Here is an 18,864-nt window from a genome sequence, read left to right as displayed (position 1 = left end):
CAAGGTCGCCCCATGCCCGATCAATTCTCGCGCGTTATCGCCTTCCTTGCCGTGGTCACGGCCCTGCTGTTTGCAGGGCTGCATTTCCATCAAGGACACATCATCGCCACGCTCTATTTCATGACCGGCGCCGTATTGGTGACAGCGGTGACGCATATGAATGTGCGCAGAGGGCTGATCTAGAATCCGGTTGTCGGGCCATCCAAGCAGGTCGAATAGACGGTGCGTGGATTGAATCTGAGACCTTCTGTGTTCACCCACGCTGGACGGCGGCGGGCTGAAGCTTCGAGCGGAGGCGCCATGCCATTGCGTGGCCCAATCGAACGCCTGGACGTTCGACTGCCGTATGCTGCATGTGAGCCAGCGGAGTGATGACGAGGACCGAAAAGGCAAACGAGGCGAGAGCCAGTGTGATAGGAGAAACTCCTGCATTGACGGCCTTTGCGAGTAGCTCAGGCATGTTCCAAAGAGCGATCAGCACCAATGGGTGCAACAAGTAGAAGCTGAAAGAGATGCGGCCGAAATACCTGGCCACAGCCATCAGACGACCTTTCCGCAACGGAACGCCATAGGCGATCAACGCCGAGATAAAACCCGCGAAAGCCGTCTCGAAAATCACGGACCAGTTGGACCACCATCCAAGCAAGGGGCGCGAGAGTGCGAACCCGGCGACCGCGAGGGCGAGCGACAGGGCCGGACGAGGAAGGCGAGCGACTATCTTCCTTCCATAGGCACAAGCGATCATTCCGGACACGAAGGAGCAGAGGTTCCCTAACGAAACGCCCTTTCCGGGCGTTCCAGACCACTGCCCGCTGAATGACAGGCCGAGCAAGATGAGGGCGGGCAGAACCAGAGCGACAGCGCCCCATCGCCGCCAGGACCAATAGAGCAAAAAAATCAGTGGGGCCGCGATCATTTCGGTTTGGAGTGACCACATCACGCCGTTGATGTCGGTACGTAGCAACAGCGCATTGGCCATCACATTCCTGGTCGTGTAGACCTCAGCCGGCCCAAGCGACATGCCGGTCAGCAGAAACAGTCCGACGAAGATCGCGATGGTTGAAAAGATGGCAGGGTAGATGCGCAGAACGCGTCCTATGAAAAATGGGCCGGCGCTGGCCTTGAGGTCATCCGTCTGCCGACTGAGCATCATCATGAGAACGAAGCCGCTCAGGACAAAGAAAAATACGACGGCGCCGTGGCCGTTCCCGGCGATGCGGAAAGCCGCATCAAGGTAGCTTTGGCTTCGATACGAGCCCTGCACCAAAGAGACCGCTTGCCGCGTCGCATCATAATATGTCGCCTGACCGCAATGAAAGAGCGCGACCATCAGCGCGGCGACGCCGCGAGCTGCTTCGAGGCCAGGTACGAACTCACGGCGCGAGATAGCGATATCCCCCATGTCGCTGACGTTTCCCCCGCAATCTCCTCTTGATGCGCTCGGACGGCACCGGGCGGCATCCCCCGAAACCAACTGTGCCCAATTCGAGCCGCATAAGCTCCATTCCCTACGCGCATTTGCGCGGAGGTCGTCATAAGAACTGTGGAAAACCAAGGGAAATGGTGGGCGATGCAGGGATTGAACCTGCGACCCCACCCGTGTGAAGGGTGTGCTCTCCCGCTGAGCTAATCGCCCGCCTTAGGCCCGAAGACCGAAGCGAGCCGCGATATAAGGGAGGCGGGTGCGCGAAGTCAAGGCGATGTGCCAAGCTTCTCGCTCGGACCAGTTTCCGGTTTGTCAGCCGTCCGATCCGAGTCCCGCTCAGCGTGCCGCCGCGATCAACCGCTCGGCCAGTTGCGGCGTCAGCGTGTCGAAATGCGAGATCACCAGAGTTGGCTCGAATTCGCGCACATGGCGGTCGGTGTAGCCAAAATCGACCGCGACCACCGGAATGCCGGCTGCCTTGGCGGTGTCGATGTCGGTCTGCGAATCGCCGATCATCAAGGCGTTCTCCGCATCGCCGCCCGCCAGCCGGATCGTCTCGGTGAGATGGCGCGGATCGGGTTTGCGGAAGGCGAAAGTATCCTGGCCGCAGATCGCGGCAAAATAGTTCGACAAGCCCAGCGCGCCGATCAGCGTCGCGGAATTGGCTTCGTATTTGTTGGTGCAGACCGCCATCAGATAGCCGGCGGCCTGGAAACGGTCGAGTGCGGCGACGACGCCGGGGTAGGGGCGCGACTTGCCGGGAATGTTCAACGTGTAATGGTCGAGGAACAACTTCAGCAGCCGGTCGTGCTCTTCCGCCATCAGCGCCTTGTTCTGCGCGGCATGCGCGCGTTCGATCATCACGCGGCCGCCATGGCCGACGAAGCGTCTGAAGCCGGCTTCGTCGACAGCTGCGAGGTCGCTCGCCGCGAGGCTGTGGTTGAGGCTGTCGAGCAGGTCGGGCGCGGTGTCGATCAGCGTTCCATCCAGGTCGAAGACGATGATCGGGCGGGTCATGGGTGGGTCCTGCGGCAATTGCGTTGCCGCAGCCGATACAGGCTGGCCCAAGTTCAAGCAAGAAGCCTCGATCGGTCCACAGAGCCTTTGAGGGCGAGCCTTTGACGGGACAGGCAAAAATGCTAGGAGGCGCGCGAAACCGGCGAAATCGGGGCTCCCCATGGATGCAAGGCAGTTGAAGGTCGAGGCCGCGCGGGCAGCGCTCGCCCATGTCGGCAGCGGCATGCGGCTTGGCATCGGCACCGGCACCACGGCGGAAGAATTCGTGCGGCTGCTGGCCGAGAAGGTTGCGACCGGCCTCAAGGTCATTGGCGTGCCGACTTCCGAGCGCACCGCAGCACTCTGCCGCGAGCTCGGCGTGCCGCTGTCTACACTGGAAGAAACACCCGAGCTCGACCTCACCATCGACGGCGCCGACGAGGTCGACCCGGAGCTGACCCTGATCAAGGGCGGCGGCGGCGCGCTGCTGCGCGAGAAGATCGTCGCGGCGGCGTCCGAGCGCATGATCGTGATTGCCGACAAATCCAAGATGGTCGGAACCCTCGGCCGGTTCCCGCTGCCGATCGAGGTCAACAAATTCGGCCTGCGCGCCACCGAGATCGCGGTACGCGCCGCCGCGGCAGGGCTAGGCCTTTCCGGCCCGGTTACATTGAGGATGACGGGAAGCCAGCCATTTGTTACAGACGGCGGCCACTTTATCCTCGATGCATCTTTTGGCCGCATTCCGGATACAAGAGCGCTGTCGAATGCTCTCTTCGCCATTCCAGGCGTAGTCGAGCACGGTCTATTCATCGGGCTGGCGTCAACGGCCATCATCGCCGGCGGCGACGGTATCGAAACCGTCCATGCAGCCTGAAACCAGGGAGTTCTACCGACTATGATTTTGCCTAAACGAGTTCGCCGCTTTTCGACGCTTCTGGCGGCCTCGGCCGTCCTTGCGCTGTCGTCACCGGTGTTTGCTCAGGACATCAGCGAATCGCATCTGAAGGCCGCGCGCGCGGCTGTCGCGGCGATCCATGCCACGGACTCGTTCGACAACATCCTGCCGCAGGCGGCCGGCGCGCTGGAGTCGCAGCTCATCCAGAAAAACCCCGACATGCAGGAACTGATCGGCAAGACCGTGACCGAGAAGGCGCTTGGCATGGCCTCGCGGCGCGCCGACCTGGAAAAGGAGGCGGCCATGGCCTATGCCAAGGTGTTCTCCGAGAAGGACCTCAACGATATCGCCGCCTTCTACAGCTCCGAGGCCGGCAAGAAGCTGCTGGATAGCGGCCCCGCGGTGACGCGCGACCTCGTCAAGGCTGCCGACATCTGGCAAAATGGCGTTGCCCGCGATCTCGCCCAGCAGGTCGGCGAGACGCTTGCGGCCGCCGCCAAGGCCAAGGCGCCGGCAGCGCCGGCGCCGGCCGCCACCGCACCCGCCGACGGTTCCGCTCCGGCGGACAATTCGGCTCCGGCTGACGATTCGCAGAACTGATCGCTGTCAATCCGCCGACAGCGGCTGGACCACAAAGCCCGGGTTTGCCCGGGCTTTTCTTTTGCCGCTTGGCAGCCTACCTCTGAGCCCCGTCTTTCTCATTCGCAGGAGCCCAAGCGATGGCCGCTTATGACTATGATCTGTTCGTCATCGGCGGCGGCTCCGGCGGGGTAAGGGCGGCCCGGGTGGCGGCGGCTCTCGGCAAGCGCGTCGCCATCGCTGAGGAATACCGCTTCGGCGGCACCTGCGTCATTCGCGGCTGCGTGCCGAAGAAGCTCTACGTCTATGCTTCGCAATTTCCCGAGCATTTCGCCGACGCCGCCGGCTATGGCTGGACGGTGCCCGAGGCGAGCTTCGACTGGCCGACGCTGGTCGCCAACAAGGACAAGGAGATCGCGCGGCTCGAAGCGATCTACAAGAAGAATGTCGAAGGCTCCGGCGGCGAGACCTTTCATTCACGCGCAGTGCTCGTCGACACGCACAGCATCTATCTGGTTGCCGAGGACCGCACGGTCAGCGCCGACCAGATCCTGATCGCCACCGGCGGGCGTCCGGCGCCGCATCCGGCGCTGCCAGGCCATGAATATTGCATCTTCTCCAACGAGGCCTTCGATCTCAAGGAGCTGCCGAAGGCGATCATGATCGAGGGCGGCGGCTACATCGCCGTCGAATTCGCCAATATTTTCCACGGCCTGGGCGTCGACACCACGCTGGTCTATCGCGGCCAGGAGATTCTGAGCCGCTTCGACATGGATCTGCGCCGCTCGCTGCACGAGACAATGGAGAGGAAAGGCATCAGGATTCTTTGCCACGCGGTTTCGGAATCGGTGCGCAAGACACCGGAGGGCAAGCTGGACGTGCTGCTGTCTTCCGGCCAAACGCTGACGGTCGACCAGGTGATGCTGGCGATCGGACGTCTCCCCAATACCGAGAATATGGGCCTGGAAGGCGTCGGCGTCGAACTCGGCAAGACGGGCGCGATCGTCGTGGACAAATATTCGCGCACCAATGTCGATAACATCTGGGCGATCGGCGATGTCACGCATCGCGTGCAACTCACGCCGGTGGCGATCCACGAGGCGATGTGCTTCGTCGAGACGGCCTTCAAGGACAACCCGACAGCGCCGGACCACGACACCATTCCGACGGCTGTATTCTCGCAGCCGGAAATCGGCACTGTCGGCCTGTCGGAAGACGACGCGATCAAGCGCTTCCCCGACGTCGAGATCTACCGCGCATCCTTCCGTCCGATGCGCCACACGCTGTCCGGCCGCGACGAGAAGATGCTGATCAAGCTGGTGGTCGACGGCGCATCCAGGAAGGTGATCGGCGCCCATATTCTGGGCCCCGATGCCGGCGAGATGGCGCAGCTTCTCGGCATTCCGCTGAAGGCTGGCCTGACCAAGGAAGACTTCGACCGCACCATGGCCGTGCATCCGACCGCGGCCGAGGAGCTGGTGACGATGTACAAGCCGACCTATCGCGTGAAGAACGGCGAACGGGTCTGACCGGATCGTGGGATGCGACGGCCGCCGGCGATGCCGGTGGCCGTCAAGATGCTTCTACAGAAGCGTGCCGCGCAGGATCATCAGCGCCACCGAGAAGTAGATGACCAGCCCGGTGACATCGACCAGCGTGGCGACGAACGGCGCCGAAGCGCTCGCTGGGTCGAAGCCGATGCGCTTCAGCGCGAAGGGCAGCATCGATCCCGACAGCGAGCCGAAGGTGACGATGCCGACGAGCGCCGCTCCTACCGTCGCCGCGATCAGCATCCAGTGCGGGCCGTAGTCGTAGAAGCCGAAATACTGCCAGAGCGCGATGCGGCAGATGCCGACGATGCCGAGGATCGAGCCGAGCACAAGGCCGGTCGGCAGCTCGCGCAAGGCCACCCGCCACCAGTCGCGCAGCCCGATCTCGCGCAGCGCCAGCGCGCGGATGACGAGCGAGGTCGCCTGCGAGCCGGAGTTGCCGCCGGAGCTCATGATCAGCGGGATGAACAGCGTCAGCACGATCGCCTTCTCCAGCTCGCCTTCGTAGCTCTGCATGGCGTTGGCCGTCAGCATCTCGCTGAGGAACAGCGCGCAAAGCCAGCCGGCGCGCTTCTGGATCATGGCGAGGAAGCTCATCTTCATATAGGGCTCGTCCAGCGCCTCCATGCCGCCGAAGCGGTGCACATCCTCGGTCGTCTCCTCGATCATCGTGTCGATGATATCGTCGATGGTGACGATGCCGAGGAGCTTGCCGTGGTCGACGACAGGCAAGGCGAGCAGGTCGTATTTGGAGATTGTCTGCGCCAGGGTCTCGCGATCGGTGAGCGGCGTCACCGTCACCGGCATGCGATCGGGCGCCACCGACAGGATCGAATCCTCCGGATTGCCGGTGATCAGCCGGCGCAATCCGGTCGCCCGCAGTAAAAGATGCGTCTCCGGGTCGACGATGTAGATGGCGTAGATGGTTTCGCGGCTGCGCTCGACCTTGCGGATGTAGTCGAGCGTGCGCCCAACGGTCCAGTCGGAAGGCACGCTGACGAATTCCGTCGTCATGATCGAGGCGGCGCTGCCTTCCGGATATCCCAGGATGGACAGCAGCGTCGCGCGCAGCGGCGGCGCCAAGGCGCCGAGCAGCTCCGAGCGGGCCGGCTCGTCCAACTCGCGCAGGATGTCGGCGGCGCGGTCGACCGACATGGCAGTCAGGAGCTTGCTCGCCTTCAGGCGCGGCAGGGCCTCGGCAAGCTCGGGTGCTGCTTCGAGCTCAGGCTGGTCGAAAATCTCAACCAGCCGCTCGAACGGCACGGCGCAGAGCAGCTCGATCGCCGTCTCGCGGGATTCATGGTTGAGGGCTTCAACGACGTCGGCGACGTGATCGTTGGCAAGAACACGGGCGACGGCGATTGCTTCGTCGTCCAATACGGGGGCGAATTCGTTCATGGCTCACTCCTTGCCGTCCGGCAGGACGTGAGCCGTCAGGTCACGTCAGGGCGGACGGCGGTTGCGTTCGACTGTGACTGTCGCCAGGCATGGCGGGTTGACCTTTCTGCTCGCGGGGTTCGAGTTTGAATTTGGCGAGCGGGCGCAACATAGGAGCGGTTTTTGCCGAGTCAATCGCGAAGGGCGCCGAAAAGGGACGCGGGCAGGCCGGATCGCGAGACTGTGATCGAATGATCGAAGACAGACCAAGCGGGGCTACGGTCGCCGGTCAAGGGCTTGGTAGGACTGCTATTTCTGCTTCAGCCGGCGGAAGCGCAGCCACTTTTCCTCGACCGGCCGAGGCTGGGCGAGAATGGTGGTGAGCTCGCGCGGCAGGCTGGGCGCAAGCGGCTTCTTGGTGGCCACGCCGTCGGCAATCGAAACCACGCTGTGGTAGAACTCCTCACCGGACAGCGAGCGCGGCGCCACCGCCTCGTGCATGACGCTGATGACGGTGACGCTCGGGCAATTGTCCTTGATCGCCTGGTGGAAGGCGATCTTACCTTCGGGATCGAGCGCGCCGGTCGCTTCGTCGAGGAACAGAAGTCCCGGCTGCTGCAGGATGATGCGCGCGACCACCAGCTTCTGCTTCTGGCCGCCCGAAAGCACCTGGTCCCAGATCTTGCCCTCGCGGCTCTCGTCGGCCAGCTGCCCGATGAAGTCGCCGAGGCCGGCCTTGTGCAGGGCCGCGGCAACCTGCGTGTCGCTGTGATCGCTCTCTGAACCCGGCAGGCAGACGAGCTGCTTCAGCGAGACCTGCTGCAGCTTGACCTCCTGAGCGGCGTAGAAGCTCGTCACGCCCTCCGGGAAGACGATGGTGCCGCGGCCATATGGCCACAGGCCGTTGATAGCCTTGATCAGCGAAGTCTTGCCGCAGCCGGATTCGCCCTTGAGGAAGGTCCATTCGCCGCGGCGGAAGCGCAGATTGGCGGCGCTGAGGAAAGGCGTCGCGTCCTCGCCCTGATGCGCCAGCTCGAGCTTCTGGATGGTTAGGCCGAACACCGGGTTCTGGGTGGCGTAGCCGAAGTCGGAGCGGCCGGTCTGCTGATAGAATTCGCGCGGGTGCTGAACGTTCTCGATGGCGTCGGCGAGCTCGGTGACGCGCTGGCTGTTGGCCCTGAGCGTCGCGATCGCCGGCATCACATGGATGAACCACGAGCACTGGCTGATCAACTGGGCGACCATTTCGGAGCCGGTGATGTAGCCTTTGTAGTCGAGACGGTTGTGGATGAACGACACGAGGCCCGGGGCGTAGGCAACGATTCGGGCGCCGACGAAATTGTAGATCAGCTCGAACGACGTGTAGCTGGTGTTGACGATATTGAGTCGCCCCCACGTTTTGTCGATGTCGACATAGAGCCTGTCATGCATCGACTTTTGCACGCCCTCGCCATGCGAGGCGGCGACGTGGAAGCTGCGGCGCAGGAATGTCGTCAGTTCGCTGCGGTAGCTGCCCTCGGCCTGCTGCATGCGCACGTTGAGCCGCTCGAGCAGCCGCCCGAGCTTGACGGCGATCCAGGTGTTCAGCGGCACGTAGATGGCGACGGCGAGGAAAGCCAGCACCGCGGTGCCGTAGCCGCCGAGGAATTCCAGGCCCTTGACCTCGACCGAGGACCCGATCAGGTTTTCGCCGATGAAATAGAGCGAAGTCGCGACACCCAGCACGCCCATGGCAAGCCCGATGGCGCCGCCGGTCATGTCCTTGATGGATTCCTGGATGCGCTGGTCGATGTTGTCCGGAGCGACGATGCCGCCGGCCGCCGAGCCGTGCTGCGCATGAAAATGGGTATGGTTGCCGTCGAGCAGCGCCTGGTTGAACTGGCTGTTCAGCCAGCCCCGCCATTTGCGGTGCAAGGTCGTTGAAACGAGATTGCGCACGCCGGTGAAGCCGGCATCCTTCAGCACGACCAGCAGCACCAATATGCCGGCATTGGTCAGAATGGTCTGCAACGGGTGGGTGTTGGCCGCGTCGTGGAGGAAGGCGATCGAATTGCCCAACTCGCCCAGTGCCAAGGCGAACCAGACGCCAGCCTTGCTGGACAACGCCGTCAGCAGCGCGATGACGAATGTGAGGGTCCAGGCTTCCTTCCACCGGTCGGAGAACCAGTAGGCTCGCATCAGCCCCCAGAATGTGCGCATCGACGATACCGGCGTCAGCGACGAGGTCTTCGCCTCGTTGGATGTTTGCTCCGGTACTGTTCGTTGCGGTCTACCGACCCCAGTCACGATCCCGCCCAAACCTTTCTTAGTTTTGTTACACAGGGTAACACCAATTGATCATTTTCCATTAATTTTCTGCCAGCGAATGTGAACAGGGTTACTCGCCGTGGCATCAGGGCAACAGAAAGGCTGCGCCGGGCGATCGCTACTCGCGGCGATTTCATCTTGTATTTCAGTTTGCTAGAGCTGTTTTTGCCAGCCGGCGGCAACCTTCCCTAAGGGAAGTGGAAAACACGGGTTTGTGAATGAAAAAGAGGTGTCCGCAGGCCGCGATGACTACTGGCGGTGACCGGAATGACCGAAAATTTGCCGCCCGTGAGCTACTCAGGGTTTACCTGATTCGTCTTTTCCGGAGGCGCTGAAAATGGCCGGAAATGGTCTTGTCGGCAGCGTCGTATCTGTCGAGGGCGATCTCGCCGCTGCCGAAACGGACATGGCCCTCCCGGCGATCAGGGCTGTTGCGGCGAGCTGACCAAGCTTGGCTACGGCAACAGCTTCTTCCTGAGCAAAGCCAAGGCGACCGCGAAAACAGGAGGACAATTTTCAGGAAAGCGCGCTGCGGTCAGGTCGGCGGCTACGGATCGCGCTGACGGAACATTCAGTTCGCGGTTTCGAGCTCGCCGCGCGCCTTGGCCTGGGCCACCTGGCGGATGGCGTCGGCAAGCGTGTCGGCATCCTGCGCGCCCATCACGGCATATTTGCCTTCGAGCAGGAAGCAGGGCACGCCGGTGATGCCCATGCGCGAAGCGGTGGCGATCTCGTTGCGGACGGCCTCAACGTCGGCGTCGGTCGGCAGCAGCGTCTCGACCACCGACGCATCCATGCCGGCCTCGCCGGCGGCCGTAACCAACACGGCATGGTCGCCGATGTTCACGCCTTCCTCGAAATTCAGCTGGAAGAGGCGGCGCACCAGCCGGTTCTGCACGTCCTCGCCGGCTGCGCCCGCCCAGCGGATGACGCGGTGCGCGTCGAGGGTGTTCGGCGCGACCTTGATGGCGCCAAAGGCAAAGCTGATGCCCTCGGCTTCGCCGAGCGGCTCGATGCGCGCGTGGATCTGATGGATGCGCTCCTCGCTGCCGAACTTGCCGAGCATGTATTGGCGGCGATCCATGCCGGCTGGCGGGATGGTCGGATCGAGCTGGAATGGCCGCCAGCGCACGCGCACGTCGATGTCGCTTGCAGAAGCGATGGCCTTGTCCAGCCGCCTCTGGCCGATGAAGCACCAGGGGCAGACGACATCGGACACAACATCGACGGTGATGGTGTTCTCGGCGCTCATGCTCGTCTCCTGTTTTGTTTCAGCCGGTCGGGCCTGCCTCAGTTGGGCTTTCGCCACCAGGTCGGCAGCTGGTAGCCGAATATGGGGGTCTTTTGGGGATGTTCCAGATAGCTCCAGTAAGCGACCCATTGCTGCGTGTTGTACTGCATCGGCACCATGTAGCTGCCTGAGATCAGCAGCCGGTCGAGCACGCGCACCGCGGCGACATAGTCTTCTTTGGTGCGGGCGTTCAGCATCGCGTCGATCGCGGCGTCGATCGCCGGATCGGCGACGCCGGCGAGATTGAACGATCCTTCCGTTTTCGCTGCGACCGACCCCCAGCGACCGAGCTGCTCGCTCCCGGGCGACAATGAGTTGGCGGAGCCGCTGGTGCCGATCAGAACCTCGAAGTCGAAACGCTGCTTGCGCGACTGGATCTGGTCGCCGTCGAGGATTCGGATTCCGACGTCGATGCCGATCTTTTCCAGCGTGCGCTGATAGATGGCCGCCAGCCGCTCCTCATCCTGCGATGAGGTCAGGATCTCGAAGCCGAAAGGTTTTCCCTGCGGATCGAGCATCTTGCCGTCCTGGACGTGGAAGCCGGCGCCCTTCAGCAAGTCGAAGGCGGCTTTGAGCACCTTGCGATCCTGGCCCGAACCATCCGTCACGGGCGGCCGCCAGGTGCCGTCCATCACGTCCGGCGGCACGCGGCCGGGGTAGGGGGCGAGCAGCGCTTTCTCGCGATCGTCAGCCGGATGGCCGAGCGCGGACAGCTCCGAATTCTGCCAATAGCTCATGGTGCGGTTGAACTTGCCGCCGAACAGGTTCTTGTTCGCCCATTCGAAGTCGTAAAGCATGCCAAGCGCGCGCCGCACGACCGGATCGGCGAATTTCGGCAGCCTGGTGTTGAACAGGAAGCCGGTCACCACCGGGGGAATGCCGGTGTTGAAATATTCTTCCTTCACATCGCCCCGTCGGAAGGCCGGAAAGTCCAAGTCACGCTCGCGCTTGACCGGATCGGTCTCATCGTCGAGAGCGCAGATGCCTTTCTTGAACGCTTCCGTCTTGGCGTTGGCGTTGAGAAAATACTCGATGGTGATCTGGTCGAAATTGTCGAAGCCGCGTTTCGAGGGAACGTCCTTGCCCCAGTAGTCCGGATTGCGCTTGAAGACGATGCGCTGTCCCGGCAGTACCTTGTCCACGGTGTAGGGGCCGCTGCCGATCAACGGCTTCAACGTGGTCTTGTCGAACGTGTCCTTGTTAAAGGCGTGCTTCGGGATGATCGGCGTCAGCGCGACGATCAGCGGGAATTCGCGGTTGGCCTTGTCGTTGAAGGTGAATTTCACGCTGTGCTCGCCAGTCTTCTCCAGCTTGGCGATCATGCTCATCCGGTCGCTGTAGGGCGGGCGGCCCTTGTCCTTGAAGACGTCGTAGGTGAACAGCACGTCCTCCGGCGTCACCGGCTGGCCGTCCGACCATTTTGCGTTGGGGTTGAGATGGAACTCGATGCTCTTTCGTTCCGGATCCATGTCGGCGCTGTCGGCAAGCAGTCCGTAAAGGCTGAACGGCTCATCGTAATTGCGCTGCATCAGGGGTTCGAAAACCAGATTCCCGTAATCAACATCGATCATGCCGCGTGCGGTTGTACGGAAGCTTTTCAGGATGAAAGGGTTGAGGTTGTCGAAGGAGCCGACGCGGCAATAGGTGACGCTTCCACCTTTCGGCGCGTCCGGATTGACGTAGTCGAAATGCTGATAGTCGGGCGGCAGCGCCGGCTCGCCCTGCATGGCGATGCCGTGCTTCGGCTCCGACTGTGCCGGAAGGAGCGAAAAAGCCAGAAACGAGGTCGCGGCGATCAGCCGGACGAGAACGCGGTCCATGACCGTCTCCTTGCCGGACGGCTTTGTGATTCGCCATGCACCCTAGAGCATTTCGCTATCCGATTGAATCGGCGCGCCAATGGGAATCGGGTTCCGCCGCTCCAGCGCCGATCGACGCTTGCCCTGGACATCGAACCGCGAAGAAATCGCGGAAACCGGGCTGGATTCGATGTCGCTGGCAGTGTAACACGCGCTCCGAAGTCATCCTGTTGCCTCATTTGGGCAACAGGTAGCTGGACCACACGGCACGAAGAAGCCGGTCCCCGGGATCATTTGAGAGGAAAGTGCACCATATGACGATCAACGCGTACCGCCTTTCGGTGCTGGCCGCAGGCGTGGTCGGCGTTCTGGGCGCCGGGCTTTTCACCGCCTCGGCCCAACAGCAGCCGCAGATCCCGCAGGGCTGGTTCAAGGCCTGCACCAAGCAGGAAGACGTTGACATTTGCAATGTGCAGAACATCGTCACGGCCGGCAACGGCCAGCTCGTCACCGGCGTCAGCCTGATCGAGCTCAAGGGCAAGGTGAACCGCAAGGTCTTCCAGGTCACGGTGCCGACCGGCCGCCTCGTGCCTCCCGGAATTGCGCTGCAGATCGATGCCGGCAAGGCGCAGAAGCTGGACTATGTGATCTGCTTCCCGGATCGTTGCGTGGCGGAAGTGCCGCTGAGCGACCAGCTCGTCGCTTCCTTCAAGAAGGGGCAGGGCATCACGCTCACCTCGATCAACTTCCAGAACCAGCCGAACCCGATCAAGATCGCGCTCACCGGCTTCAGCGGCGCCTATGACGGCCCGCCGCTGCAGCAGTCGGACATCGAGGACCGGCAGAAAAAGCTGCAGGACTTCGTCGCCAAGAACAATCAGGACTTCGCCAAGAAGCTCAAGGACGAGCAGGACAAGGCCAAGACCGCAAACTGATCGCGCAAGCGCGTTTCTCGGAAACAAAAGCGGGGCAAATGCCCCGCTTTTTTTTATTGCCCCGCGCCGCACCCTAGGCGACGTTCGTTAGCGCTTCAGTGCTTCGACTGGCGCTTCGGCTCGTAGCGGCCGTCCGGCAGCTTGTCGAACATCTCGCCGATCTGCGGATGCCGCACCGGCTCGCCCGACCGGTCCTCGAGCAGGTTCTGCTCGGACACATAGGCGATGTACTCAGTCTCCGAATTTTCCGCCAGAAGATGGTAGAAAGGCTGGTCCTTGCGCGGACGCACGTCAGCCGGAATAGCCTCGTACCATTCCTCTGTGTTGGCGAATTCGGGATCGACGTCAAAGATCACGCCGCGGAATGGAAACAGCCTGTGGCGAACCACTTGCCCGATCGAGAATTTGGCCGTTTTCATCACATTCACCACTTAGGGTCCGAGGCGCCTGTCGTGGCTGCGCGCAAGGCGCCTAAGGCCTTGAATTTACACATCACCGGACCAAAAATCGACCCCGACTTTCGGCTGGTGCCTATTTGGCGCAGACGCGGCCGCAGTTCAATAGCCAACTGCTTGATCTTGGCTGAAGCAACGGGTTAGCCCGCGCGGGAGTTTTCCCGCCTGAGCGAAAAAATTCCGGCATCATCGGCCTTGGAATACTACCGGTCGACCTCTTTTCTTAGGCCGCCGGCAATGGCGCGAAAGCCGCTGCCCGGCCGCAGCCCCTCGCGCATGAAGAAGGCGCGCAGCGGCGCGAAGCCGCCAAGCGCACTAAGGCCAGCGCTGCGCGCCAGCTGCGCCGGCAGCATGTCGGACAAGAGCGACATGTTGAGCAGGTTCACGGCGCCGCTGCGCGCCCAAATGTCAGGCCGGCGCCTCGTGTCATAGGCGGCAAGGCTTCGGCGCGATCCTGGATCATTGCCGCTTTCACTCGCGATTCCAATTAGATCGTCGATGTCCCTGATGCCGAGGTTGAGACCTTGCGCGCCGATCGGCGGAAACACATGCGCTGCCTCGCCGACCAGGGCCACGCGGTTTTGCGCGAAGCGACCGGGCGAAGCGGCCGACAAAGGATAGACCTGGCGGCCCGGCTCGACAGAGACCCGGCCAAGCATCGATTGCATCTGCTCCTCGATACGCCCCGACAAGGTTGCATCGTCGAGCGCGGCAAGCTCCCGCGCGGTCTCCGGCCTCACCACCCACACAAGGCTCGAGCGCCTGCCGGGCAGCGGCACCTGCGTGAACGGCCCTGTCTCGGTATGGAACTCGGTTGAAACGAAGCCGTGCTCGCTGCGGTGGCCGAAATTGAGCACAAGCGCCGACTGCGGATAGGGACGCGCAAAGGCGCGAATGCCGGCGGCTTCCCGCGCCGGAGACAGGCGTCCGTCGGCGGCGACCACCAGCGACGCCGAGACTTCGCTGCCGTCGGCCAGCCTTGCATGGGCCTGGTCGGCGTCCAGGTTCCAGGACTCGACGGTGGATTTCAGCCAATGAATGCGATCATGAGCTGAAACCGCCTTGGCAAGAATGGTGATCAGGGCCTTGTTCGGCAGATTGAGCCCGAATTGTTCCTCGCCGATCTCGCTGGCGCGAAAGGTCACGGTTGGGCTTCGGATCAGCCGCCTTGTGGCATCGACGATGCGCATCACCTTGAGCGCCGCGGCCTGCGGCCTCAGTTCGCCAAGGATGCCCAGTCGTTCAAGGACTTTCAGGGCGGGGTTCATGAGGGCGGTGGTGCGGCCGTCGGCGGTGTTGGCCTCAGGGCCGACCAGCGTCACTTCGAAGCCGGCCTCGGCGAAGCCGAGCGCGGCGATCAAGCCGGCCGGACCGCTGCCGGCAACCAGGATGCGGGCTTTGTCGTTGTGCTCCACGCCAGGCTTCCACAATGCGAGGCGACCCGTCGGGCCTTTGTCCGGATATAGGGCAGATTGGCCGGCTTGATCAACGCGGCGATTCAGCCCATTCGATTGCCATGAGCGGCGAGCAGCATGATTTCAGCCATCTCGACCGCGCCGGCCGCGCCACGGCTGGCGTGGCGCGCAGCCCGCGCCTCGCAGTCATGCTCACGATCGGTATCGGCATCGCCCTTGCGTGGTTGCTTCTCGGTGCAATGGCGATACGCGGCGCTGAAGGCAACCCCGTCGGCGCCCCCGGCGATATGCTGCTGAAAAATCTGCCGGGCCTGCCGTTGCCGGATTTTCTCGACCGGTTCTTCGCTCTTTGCCTCGCGCCGGCGCCGCTTGCCGGCATGGCCGGCCTGCAAGCGGCGGCGCTTGTGCTGATGTGGTTCCTGATGGCCGTGGCGACGATGTTGCCTTCGGCGGCGCCGCTGATCCGCACCTATTGCGAAATCGCCGACACGGCGAGGATCAAAGGCGAACCAGTCGTTCATCCGCTGGTGCTTGTCGCCGGATACCTCGCCACATGGCTCGGCGCATCCGTGGGTTTCAGCGTGCTGACGCTCGCGGTGTACGCATTTGCCGGTTCCGGCCGGATGCTCGACCCCGCCGTCGGGCTTGCCGGCACTATCGCGCTGCTTGTCGCCGGCCTCTATCAATTCAGCGGCCTGAAACAGGCATGCCTGGAAAAGTGCCGCAATCCGTTCTCGATCCTGTTCGCCAGGTGGAGCGCGAAACCAGGCCGCATCTTCCGGCTCGGCTTGGAACAGGGCGTCTGGTGCCTCGGTTGCTGCTGGGCGCTGATGCTGGTGATGTTTGCGGTCGGGGCGATGAACGTCTTCTGGATGGCACTGATCGGCCTGTTCACGCTGATCGAAAGACAGACCGCCGGCAGGGTGGCCAGCCGTGTTGCCGGTGCGATACTGCTTGTGTGGGCGGCTGCCCTGCTATTAGTTTCGGCGTGAGGGAGAATTCGATGACCGACCAAAGCTGGGCAATGAAAGGGGAGCTGGTACTCTCTTGCAATTGCACGGTTTTCTGTCCCTGCGTGCTGTCGCTTGGCAGCCATCCGCCGACCGAGGGCTATTGCCAGACATGGGCAGGCTTCCGCATCGATGCGGGCCATTTCGGCGAGGTCGAATTGTCGGGCCTCAATCTCGGCCTGATCATGGAAATTCCCGGCTATATGAGCCGCGGCAACTGGACGGCCGGCCTGTTCATCGACAAGCGCGCGTCGATCTATGCGGCGAAGGCGCTAACCAAGATCTTCACCGGCAAGGCCGGCGGCACCACGTCGCTGTTGTCGATCCTCGTCGGGAAATTCCTCGGCGTCGAGCAGGTGCCGATCACCTACGAGACGCGCGACAAGACGCGCGTCTTCCAGATTCCCAAGATCATCGACGGCGCAGTGACGCCCATTCCCGGCAAGGACCGTGAGAATGATACGGTGATCGCCAATTCGGAATATTGGATCGCGCCGGAAATCATCGTGGCGAAGTCCGACAAGAGCAAGATGCGCGCCTTCGGCCGCAACTGGAATTTCGCCGGCCGCTCGGCCGAAATCTGCAAGCTGGACTGGCGGGGACCGTGAGCAAGAACACAAGGGCCGGCAAGGCAGCAAAGAAGATCGCGCAACGGATCCCATTGCCGAAGAAGAAGGTGACATGGCCGCAGGCGCGCGCGTTCTCCGTGCATCTGCTCACCGCGTCGGGATCGTTCCTTGCCTTCCTGTCGCTGGTCGCGGCGAGCGAGCAACGCTGGACGGCGATGTTCTGGTGGCTGGGGCTGGCGCTGTTCGTCGATGGTATCGACGGCCCGATCGCCAGGAAGCTCGAGGTCAAGGAAATCCTGCCGACATGGTCGGGAGAGCTCCTCGACAACATTATCGACTACGTCACCTACGTGCTCATTCCGGCCTTCGCGCTCTACCAGCGCGGCTTCATGGGCGAGAATCTGTCCTTCCTGTCGGCGGCCATCATCGTCGTCTCCAGCGCGATCTACTATGCCGACACCGGCATGAAGACGAAGGAGAACTTCTTCAAAGGGTTTCCCGTCGTCTGGAACATGGTGGTGTTCACGCTCTTTGTCATCGAGCCTGGGCAATGGGTGTCTTTCGCGGTGGTGGTGGTTGCCGGCATTTTGACCTTCATGCCGATCAACTTCATCCATCCGGTGCGTGTGGTGCGGCTGAGACCGGTCAACCTCTTTATGACGCTTTTGTGGTGCGCGTTCGGCGCGCTGGCGCTGGCGCAGGCAGCACTTGCCGCCTTCTATGACAAGATCGGCGTGCTGGGAGAGCAGGTCAGCAACTTCACCAAGATCGGCATCACCATCACCGGCCTTTATCTCGCCTGCATCGGAGGCATCATGCAGATGTTTCCCAATCTGGGCGCCAAGAAGTCCTGATCCTGGATCAGGATCTTTTTGGCTGAATGGTCATCCTGGCCCTAGCTGTATATCGGCGCCTGATTTTCCGAAAATCGGTTCTCCCTTTCGCAATCATGTTTCCAGGTTTGTGCACTTACCCTTCAGAGAGCTGAGCGATGTCTAAGGCAATCCGCATCCACGCCCATGGCGGCCCCGAAGTCCTGGCCTATGAAGACGCCGACCCCGGCCAGCCGGGAGAAGGCCAGATCCTGGTCCGGCACACGGCAATCGGCCTCAACTTCATCGACGTCTACTATCGCTCCGGGCTTTATCCGCCACTTGGCGGTTTTCCGCTGATCCCAGGCGGCGAGGCAGCGGGCGTCGTGCTGGCGCTCGGCCCCGGCGTCGACTGGCTGAAGCCCGGCGACCGCATCGCCTATGCCGTCAATGTCGGGGCTTACGCTGAACGACGGGTGATCGCGGCCGACCGTGTGGTCAAAGTGCCCGACGGTATCGGCGACGAGCAAGCGGCGGCGATGATGCTGAAGGGCATGACGGCCGAATACCTCTTGCGCCGCACCTTTCCCGTCAAGGCCGGTGACACGATCCTCTACCACGCAGCCGCCGGCGGCGTCGGCCTGATCCTCGGGCAATGGGCAAAGCATCTCGGCGCGACCGTGATCGGCACCGCGAGTTCCGCCGACAAGATCGAGCTTGCGCGGGCGCACGGCTTCGATCACGTCATCAACTACAAAGAGCAGGATTTCGTCGCCGGCGTCGCGGCGCTTACCGGCGGGAAGAAATGCGACGTCGTCTACGATTCCGTCGGCGCTGACACTTTTCCGGCATCGCTCGACTGCCTGCGGCCGCTCGGCATGTTCGTCAGCTTCGGCCAGTCGTCGGGGCCGATCCCGCCTTTCTCGATATCGCTGCTGGCGCAGAAAGGCTCGCTCTATGCGACGCGGCCGACGCTCTTCGTCTACAATGCCAGGCGCGAGGATCTGGTGAAGTCGGCCGAAGCGCTTTTCGACGTGGTCAAGAGCGGCGCCGTCGAGATCAAGATCAACCAGCGCTATGCGCTGAAGGATGCTGCAAAGGCGCAAGCGGATCTCGAGGCCCGCAAGACGACGGGAACGACCGTCCTCATTCCCTAAAGCGCTTCACGGAAGCGGCGTACCGCTCTATCGCAATTGCGGACGGAAAACCGCTTTACACCCTTCGGCACGGTGCTCTTTCGGGCTGCCTTGTTTTTCAGAGGCTTGCCGAGCCCGAAGGCACGGCTTGCCAGAAAAGGGATGCGGATTTTGCCGTTGTTCTCAAGAGATCTATCTTAGCCCTTGAGTTTCCGCTGAAATTCTTGAAGCTCTTTCAAGTCGGGTGCTGCTTTCCGACTGGAGCCGGCCGCGCATACCATGCTTTCGGGAACACAGAACATATCTGGG

General features: G+C 62.4%; 17 protein-coding genes and 1 tRNA gene. 9 read left to right on the top strand and 9 right to left on the bottom strand.

The features are described 5' to 3' along the window. Window positions 1-12 precede the first annotated feature (12 nt). Complete coding sequence (locus LB538_RS13780) at window positions 13-183, top strand: hypothetical protein (protein ID WP_224532243.1); 171 nt, start codon at window positions 13-15, stop codon at window positions 181-183. A 70-nt stretch (window positions 184-253) separates the two neighbouring features. On the opposite strand, the gene LB538_RS13775 is transcribed toward LB538_RS13780, so the two are convergent. From LB538_RS13775 to LB538_RS13765, 3 genes are all read right to left on the bottom strand, one after another. Continuing rightward, window positions 254-1,402 (bottom strand): acyltransferase family protein, encoded by a 1,149-nt coding sequence (locus LB538_RS13775; RefSeq protein WP_224532242.1) that lies wholly within the window; start codon window positions 1,400-1,402, stop codon window positions 254-256. 159 nt (window positions 1,403-1,561) lie between these two features. Then, a tRNA-Val gene (locus tag LB538_RS13770) sits at window positions 1,562-1,636 on the bottom strand. A gap of 126 nt (window positions 1,637-1,762) precedes the next feature. Continuing rightward, window positions 1,763-2,443 carry a phosphoglycolate phosphatase gene (locus LB538_RS13765; RefSeq protein ID WP_224532291.1) on the bottom strand — a complete coding sequence of 227 codons (681 nt, stop codon included), beginning with the start codon at window positions 2,441-2,443 and terminating at the stop codon, window positions 1,763-1,765. 160 nt (window positions 2,444-2,603) lie between these two features. Between LB538_RS13765 and rpiA the strand changes: the two genes are divergently transcribed. From rpiA to gor, 3 genes are all read left to right on the top strand, one after another. Next, window positions 2,604-3,299: a ribose-5-phosphate isomerase RpiA gene (gene rpiA / locus LB538_RS13760; RefSeq protein ID WP_224530247.1), complete on the top strand. Its 696-nt coding sequence runs from the start codon at window positions 2,604-2,606 to the stop codon at window positions 3,297-3,299. Window positions 3,300-3,320: 21 nt separating this feature from the next. Beyond that, a complete protein-coding gene (locus LB538_RS13755) occupies window positions 3,321-3,920 on the top strand; it encodes a DUF2059 domain-containing protein (RefSeq protein ID WP_095765420.1) in 600 nt (199 codons plus the stop codon). Window positions 3,921-4,039: 119 nt separating this feature from the next. Next, window positions 4,040-5,428 carry a glutathione-disulfide reductase gene (gor, locus tag LB538_RS13750; protein WP_224530246.1) on the top strand — a complete coding sequence of 463 codons (1,389 nt, stop codon included), beginning with the start codon at window positions 4,040-4,042 and terminating at the stop codon, window positions 5,426-5,428. A gap of 54 nt (window positions 5,429-5,482) precedes the next feature. Here the strand turns inward: gor and mgtE are convergent, their stop codons facing one another. The 4 genes from mgtE to LB538_RS13730 form a co-directional block, all read right to left on the bottom strand. Continuing rightward, window positions 5,483-6,847: a magnesium transporter gene (gene mgtE, locus LB538_RS13745; protein WP_224530242.1), complete on the bottom strand. Its 1,365-nt coding sequence runs from the start codon at window positions 6,845-6,847 to the stop codon at window positions 5,483-5,485. 288 nt (window positions 6,848-7,135) lie between these two features. Further along, on the bottom strand, window positions 7,136-9,025 hold the full coding sequence (locus LB538_RS13740; RefSeq protein ID WP_224530240.1) for an ABC transporter ATP-binding protein/permease: 1,890 nt from the start codon (window positions 9,023-9,025) through the stop codon (window positions 7,136-7,138). A 679-nt stretch (window positions 9,026-9,704) separates the two neighbouring features. Beyond that, on the bottom strand, window positions 9,705-10,385 hold the full coding sequence (locus LB538_RS13735) for a DsbA family oxidoreductase (protein ID WP_224530236.1): 681 nt from the start codon (window positions 10,383-10,385) through the stop codon (window positions 9,705-9,707). Window positions 10,386-10,423: 38 nt separating this feature from the next. After that, the gene (locus LB538_RS13730) at window positions 10,424-12,244 is read right to left on the bottom strand and encodes an extracellular solute-binding protein (RefSeq protein ID WP_224530233.1); all 1,821 of its coding nucleotides are present in this window, start codon (window positions 12,242-12,244) and stop codon (window positions 10,424-10,426) included. Between the two features lie 293 nt (window positions 12,245-12,537). Between LB538_RS13730 and LB538_RS13725 the strand changes: the two genes are divergently transcribed. Continuing rightward, complete coding sequence (locus tag LB538_RS13725) at window positions 12,538-13,158, top strand: invasion associated locus B family protein (protein WP_095765425.1); 621 nt, start codon at window positions 12,538-12,540, stop codon at window positions 13,156-13,158. 95 nt (window positions 13,159-13,253) lie between these two features. Here LB538_RS13725 and hspQ read toward each other — a convergent pair whose 3' ends face one another. Then, the gene (hspQ, locus tag LB538_RS13720; RefSeq protein WP_040983419.1) at window positions 13,254-13,577 is read right to left on the bottom strand and encodes a heat shock protein HspQ; all 324 of its coding nucleotides are present in this window, start codon (window positions 13,575-13,577) and stop codon (window positions 13,254-13,256) included. A 239-nt stretch (window positions 13,578-13,816) separates the two neighbouring features. Next, entirely contained in the window at window positions 13,817-15,028 is a 1,212-nt protein-coding gene (locus LB538_RS13715; protein WP_224530228.1) for a UbiH/UbiF family hydroxylase, read from the bottom strand. A 101-nt stretch (window positions 15,029-15,129) separates the two neighbouring features. Here LB538_RS13715 and LB538_RS13710 point away from each other — a divergent pair, with 101 nt between their 5' ends. The 4 genes from LB538_RS13710 (at window position 15,130) to LB538_RS13695 (ending at window position 18,576) form a co-directional block, all read left to right on the top strand. Continuing rightward, window positions 15,130-16,020 (top strand): DUF2182 domain-containing protein, encoded by an 891-nt coding sequence (locus LB538_RS13710; RefSeq protein WP_224530226.1) that lies wholly within the window; start codon window positions 15,130-15,132, stop codon window positions 16,018-16,020. A gap of 11 nt (window positions 16,021-16,031) precedes the next feature. After that, window positions 16,032-16,646 (top strand): DUF1326 domain-containing protein, encoded by a 615-nt coding sequence (locus tag LB538_RS13705; protein ID WP_224530223.1) that lies wholly within the window; start codon window positions 16,032-16,034, stop codon window positions 16,644-16,646. After that, a complete protein-coding gene (gene pcsA, locus LB538_RS13700) occupies window positions 16,643-17,461 on the top strand; it encodes a phosphatidylcholine synthase (RefSeq protein ID WP_181174816.1) in 819 nt (272 codons plus the stop codon). The genes LB538_RS13705 and pcsA overlap by 4 nt, the downstream gene beginning before the upstream one ends. Before the next feature lie 137 nt (window positions 17,462-17,598). Next, window positions 17,599-18,576, top strand: a complete 978-nt coding sequence (locus LB538_RS13695; RefSeq protein ID WP_224530220.1) for a quinone oxidoreductase family protein — start codon at window positions 17,599-17,601, stop codon at window positions 18,574-18,576. Window positions 18,577-18,864: the final 288 nt, after the last annotated feature.

Source organism: Mesorhizobium sp. Ca11 (genome assembly GCF_020165275.1).
Lineage (GTDB): Bacteria > Pseudomonadota > Alphaproteobacteria > Rhizobiales > Rhizobiaceae > Mesorhizobium.
Note: the sequence above shows the minus strand (reverse complement) of the source record. Positions and strands in the feature narration are given on the sequence as shown.